This window comes from Micromonospora sp. NPDC006431, from assembly GCF_042870725.1.
GTDB lineage: Bacteria > Actinomycetota > Actinomycetes > Mycobacteriales > Micromonosporaceae > Micromonospora.
The window spans coordinates 1-5228 of the sequence record NZ_JBIAHQ010000062.1; the positions used below are offsets into that span (position 1 = coordinate 1).

At 70.8% G+C, this 5228-nt stretch carries 4 protein-coding genes and 1 pseudogene; 1 reads left to right on the plus strand and 4 read right to left on the minus strand.

Features of this window, described 5'->3' with window-relative positions; genetic code table 11:
• Nucleotides 1–328 precede the first annotated feature (328 nt).
• Nucleotides 329–715: pseudogene (locus ACFYM6_RS35900) on the minus strand (low temperature requirement protein A); the annotation flags it as partial.
• Between the two features lie 169 nt (nucleotides 716–884).
• Between ACFYM6_RS35900 and ACFYM6_RS35905 the strand changes: the two are divergent.
• On the plus strand, nucleotides 885–1499 hold the full coding sequence (locus tag ACFYM6_RS35905) for a DUF6518 family protein (RefSeq protein WP_387281959.1): 615 nt from the start codon (nucleotides 885–887) through the stop codon (nucleotides 1497–1499).
• Between the two features lie 134 nt (nucleotides 1500–1633).
• Here the strand turns inward: ACFYM6_RS35905 and ACFYM6_RS35910 are convergent, their stop codons facing one another.
• From ACFYM6_RS35910 to ACFYM6_RS35920, 3 genes are read right to left on the minus strand one after another with little or no spacing between them, the layout of a single operon-like run.
• Nucleotides 1634–3832, minus strand: a complete 2199-nt coding sequence (locus ACFYM6_RS35910; protein ID WP_387281961.1) for an FtsX-like permease family protein — start codon at nucleotides 3830–3832, stop codon at nucleotides 1634–1636.
• Nucleotides 3829–4500 carry an ABC transporter ATP-binding protein gene (locus ACFYM6_RS35915; RefSeq protein WP_387281963.1) on the minus strand — a complete coding sequence of 224 codons (672 nt, stop codon included), beginning with the start codon at nucleotides 4498–4500 and terminating at the stop codon, nucleotides 3829–3831. The genes ACFYM6_RS35910 and ACFYM6_RS35915 overlap by 4 nt, the downstream gene beginning before the upstream one ends.
• Nucleotides 4497–5021, minus strand: a complete 525-nt coding sequence (locus ACFYM6_RS35920; protein WP_387281965.1) for a PadR family transcriptional regulator — start codon at nucleotides 5019–5021, stop codon at nucleotides 4497–4499. Before ACFYM6_RS35920 ends, ACFYM6_RS35915 begins: the two co-directional genes overlap by 4 nt.
• Nucleotides 5022–5228 lie beyond the last annotated feature (207 nt).

A 5228-nucleotide genomic window follows, 5' to 3' on the forward strand; every position in this document is an offset into this window, starting at 1 on the left:
GGGTCGCCGGCCGGGCGTCGTGCATGTCCTGTGCGCCCTCCAAGACGCGGCCCCGGCACCAGCCGGACGACAGGCCGTTCGGCTCTTCTTCGCTCGTCCGAACGGTGGAAGCCTGTAGTCAGAGCGGGCCGGAGGCGCGCCGGCTGCCGGCGGGTCAACGGGACCAAGTCCAGGCCGTCACCAGGCCGTCGGAGGCCGAGCGTGAGCGACCATCGGCGGGCAGGGGCACGATCTGTCACTAGGACTGCGATGCGTCCTGCAACCGCGAGTGCTCACCCGCCAGCGGCTACCGGAGCCGAGTCTGCCGCAACCGACCCGGTAACTCTCATTAGCAACCGTGCTGGACGGCGGCGTACCAGCAAGCGCGGAGACGGATGCTTTGCCGAGCTGACGGCCTTCCCCGGACAGGCGGCAATCCATAGGTGGAGGCGAACGCCACGGCCCGCCCGTCGAAGGCCCAAGACAGGCTGACGCCGAAGATCAGCACACCGAACACGTTGGCGATGACGCACCCCTGCACGGCGGGTCGTCGCGGATCGAATCGGGTGGTGAGGTAGGTGGTCAGGGTCCAGACCCGCATCAGTGGCAGGAACAGCAGCAGGGCCTGCCCCAGCGCCGCCCAGCCTGACGTGCTGGGTGACTCTGCCAGCACGTCGAACGCCAGTGCGACGAGCCGGCTGAGGATGAACACCATGGCCAGGTCGAAGAACAGTTCGACGAACGTCGCCTGCTCCGCCTCACCCCTTGCGGAGCAGCGAGCCCCGGTCCCAGCCCGGAACGTTCCTCGTCACCACCGGGGTAAACCCAGGCGTCGAGAACGAAAACATCCCACGAGGCCACGGGCGCCGAAATTCCTCGCTCGCATACTGAGTATGCTTCCCGCCGTGCGAACTGGTCATCGAACGGTGGCGCTCACCGCCGTGGTGGGTGGTTTCCTGCTCGGCTTCCTCGACTTCGTCTGGATCAAGTGGGTCCCGTACCCGTTTGCCGAACTCGGCAACTCCACCGCCACGTGGGCGGTCGCCGCCTTCGCCTTCGGATACTGGGCCCGGTCGGGCTGGCTGCGCTCGGCGGTAGGGGCCGCTGTGCTGCTCGTGGTCGCGGTGCCCAGCTACTACCTCGCGGCGGCCCTCATCCAAGGCGACGACTTGGCCGTGGTGTGGGCGCCAGCGTCGCTGCTCTGGATGGTCTTCGGTGTCCTCGCCGGGGTGGTCTTCGGCATCGGCGGTGACTGGGCGCGCGGGGCGGGCTGGCGGCAGGTCCTCGGGACGGCGCTGCCGGCTGCGGTGTTCTTCGAGGAAGCGGCCCGGTTCGCCCGCAGGGCCGACGATCCCAGCTACCCGTCGGGCTCGGTGTGGAACGTCGCCATCGATGTCGCGCTCGGTGTCCTGGCCGTCGTGCTGATCGGCAGATCGGCCCGTCAGCGGGCGCTCGCATTGGCCGCGGCCCTGCCCCTTTCCGTGATCATCTTCGTCGGATTCGCGGTGGCTGGCGGTTAATGAGCTGTGTCGTCGCTCGCCTCAGTCCGGTCTGACGTAGGGCGCTGGTTCATCAGGGAAAGGCGGCGGCCGGACGGTGTGACCCGTCCGGCCGCGGACCTCGGTGAACCCGATGTCCGTGGGTCTACTGGGGTTCACTCGTTGCGGGCGGTCTCCGGGCCGGTGATCCGGCGCAGCAGCGGCAGCGTCGAGGCGATGATGCCCAGCGACACCGCCAGCCCACCGGCGACCATCAGGTAGAACGACAGGTGCGGCGCCAGCAGCGTGTAGTCCAGCTGCGCCCGCAGGAACAGATGCGCGGCCAGGAACCCCATTCCGATCGCGACCGCGGCGACGAGCAGCAGCGGTACGACGGTCTCCAGCGCCACCACCCGGCGCAGGGTACTGAGCCGCGCCCCGGTGAGCCGCAGCATGCTGAACGGCCGCTTCCGGTCGCTCAGCCCACCGGCCACGCTCACCGCCAGGCTGCAGCCCGCGATCGGCAGGCTGGCCAGCATGACCACGTTGGCCAACTGCTGGAACTGCACCATCTGCCGCGCGGAGTTCGCCTCCCACTCGCCGACGCTCGCCGGGAAGCGCCCCAGCGGGAACGCGTTGATCAGCATCGTCCGGGCCTGCTCGAACGCGGACCGGCTGGTGGTGTTGACGACCACCGACAGGATCGGCTGCCGGTCGACGTCCGCGGGAGCGGTGGCGGCGGCCTCCCAGACGTACGTGTCGTTGGTCAGGTCCATCGCGCGCATGCCGATCAGATCGCCGGGCACGGCCGCGACCTGCGCGCCGGCGGGGCAGCTGCCGTACATCGCCAGGCGGTCCAGCTCGGCGCACGTGATCAGGCCGTGCCAACCGTCCGGGTCAGGGTTGCGGTGCACCACCGTCACGCTACGCACCCCGGGGATCGTCGCAAGCCCGGTCGGGATCTGATCCGCGGTCGGCGCGGGGCCGTCCTCGGGCCAGAACGTCTTGCTCAGTGAGGTGGCGGCCACCGAGTCGGTGCGCGGTGCGCCGCGGTTGGCGACGTACGTGGTGATCGTGCCGGTCGCCACGCTGGTCACGAACAGCGCCACGATCAGGCCGCTGACGGACCGGAAGCCGGCCTGCGGGTTGTCCGCGAGGCGCCGTCCGGCGATGAGCGTGGCGGGCCGGCTCGCCCGCCCCGCGAGGACTCGGGCGCCGATCATGGTCAGCCAGGGCCCGGCCAGCACCAGCCCGATCAGGATCAGCACGAACCCGGACAGGTACGCGGTGATCTGGCCGTTGGTCGTGGCGGGACGCCGCCCGATGAACCAGGTCAGCTCGGCGAGCCCGGCGACCAGCGGGATCAGCCGCCAGACGCGCGGCGGTTTCGGGGTCACCCGCCGGCTCACGCCCAGCGGCGTGATCTGCACCCGGCGCAACGCCAGCACGGACGCCACGACCGCGCCGAGCGGGATGCCGAGCGCGACCGCCAGGACGTTGATGACGGTGAGCGACAGGTCGGCGGCGAAGAACGGTTCGCCGGCGAACGGGATCCTGGCGAGCCCCGGCCGGCACGCGAAGAACAGGCCGAACCCGGCAACGGTGCCCGCGGCGGCCGCAAGTGTCGACTCCACGGCCGAGATGACGGAGATCTGCCGTGGCGTGGCCCCGATCAGCCGCATCGCGGCGAACCGCTGCTCCCGGCGGCTCGCGGCCAGCCGGGTCGCGGTGCCGATGAAGATGAGCACCGGGAACAGCAGCGCGGCCGCGACGACGGACAGCACGAGGGTCAGGCCGGAGCCGTTGATGCCGATGTAGCAGCCGTGGCTGCAGGCGCTCGGGGAGGTGGTCATGATCTGGGTGACCTTCGTGGCCCCCAACGGCTCCAGCTCGGCCGGGGTGCGGCCGATGACGATCAGCAGCGAATCCGGGGAGGGTAGCGCCGCCGGGCCGATCGTGCCGACCTCGTGGCCGGGGTAGCGGTCGCCGAACTCCGCGGCCGGGGTGGTCCGCAGCAGCGTGCCGAGAGCCGGCGAGACGTAGTACTCCCCCGGCCCGGGCAGGTGCGGAATGCCCGGCGGGACGGGCGCGTCCGGGCCCAGCGCCGCGACCTCGACCCGGCCGATGGACGCACCGTGGTAGTAGTCCTCCCGCACCAGCCACCACAGCGGGTCGGCCGACGCGTCGGAGGAGGCCGGCGCGGCGGCGGTGTTGAGCCAGCCGTACCGCTGGTTCTGCGCGTCGACCGCGTTCATGCCGGCGATCGTGGTCAGGAGCATGCCGACGCCGAGCGCCACCGCGGCGGCGATGATGACGAGCCGGACGGCGGCTTCCCGCCCGCCGGCCACGGACAGCCGTAGCGCGAACCGGATCACGCGGCCACCAGCGCGTTCACCTTGCCGTCACGCACGATGACCTGCCGGTCGGCGTACGCGGCGACGCGGGCCTCGTGGGTGACGAGCACGACGGTGGTGCCCTGCTCGCGGGCCGAGGCGACCAGCAGGTCCATGACCTGCTCACCGGTGAGCGAGTCGAGCGCCCCGGTCGGCTCGTCGGCGAACAGCGCGCCGGGCCGGGCCACCAGGCCGCGGGCCAGCGCGACCCGCTGCGCCTGCCCGCCGGACAGCTCACCGGAGCGGCGCCGCTCCAGCCCGGCCAGGCCGAGCCGCTCGAACCAGGGCCGCGCCTGCTCGAGCGCCGGGGCCCGCTTGACCCCGCTGAGCAGCAGCGGCAGCGCGACGTTCTCCTCGGCGGTCAGCTCCGGTACGAGCTGGCCGAACTGGAACACGAACCCGAACTGGTCCCGGCGCAGGACGCTGCGCTGGTGTTCGTTGAGGGTGTCGATCCGGCGGCCGTCGAAGTGGATCTCACCGGCGTCCGGCACGAGGATGCCGGCCAGGCAGTGCAGCAGCGTGGTCTTCCCGGAGCCGCTCGGGCCCATGATGGCGACGATCTCGCCGGGAGCCACCGCGACGCTGGCCCCGCGCAGCGCCGGGGTCTCGCCGAAGGACAGGTGGACCTCGCGCGCCTCGATGGCCTTCATCGCCGGACCACCTTCCGCAGGGCGTCCAGCCGGGCGACCGTGGTGTCGATCCAGTGCAGGTCGGCTTCCAGGTGGAACAGGCCGTGGTCGGCCAGCATGGTGTCGACCAGGTCGTCGCCGCGCCGGATGTCGGTGAGTTCTTTCATCCGCCGCAGGTGCGCGGCGCGCTGCCGGTCGAGGTACTCCTCGGCGGGGCGGTCGAGCATGAGCGCCAGCACGACCTTGGTGAACAGCACCGTCTGCAGGTTGGGTTCGGCCTCGACCGGGTCGGTCAGCCACGACTCGACCTCGGTCGCGCCGCGCTCGGTGATGACGTAGCGCTTGCGCTCGGGGCCGACGCCCGGCTCGACCTCACCGATGACGATCTTGCCGTCGCGGGCGAGCCGGCCGAGGGTCGCGTAGACCTGACCGAACGGCAGCGGCTTGCCCCGGCTGAAGAAGGTGTCGTAGTCGCGCTTGAGGTCGTAGCCGTGGCTGGGCTCGCGTTCGAGCAGGCCAAGGAGGGTCATGGGAACGCTCATGCCGACACCATACTCCGAGGGTATACCTCGCGTATATACCCCCGGCGTATATCGACCATCGTTTGTTCCGTGGACCTGCAGGGGCCACCGGCGGCGCAGTCTCTGTCGAGAATGACGTGATCTCAACAAGATTCGGATAGGTACTTGTATTCGAAATGAGTCAAGTGCAGCGCGGCGGCGACGATATCGCCGGTCCGGCCTGGGCTG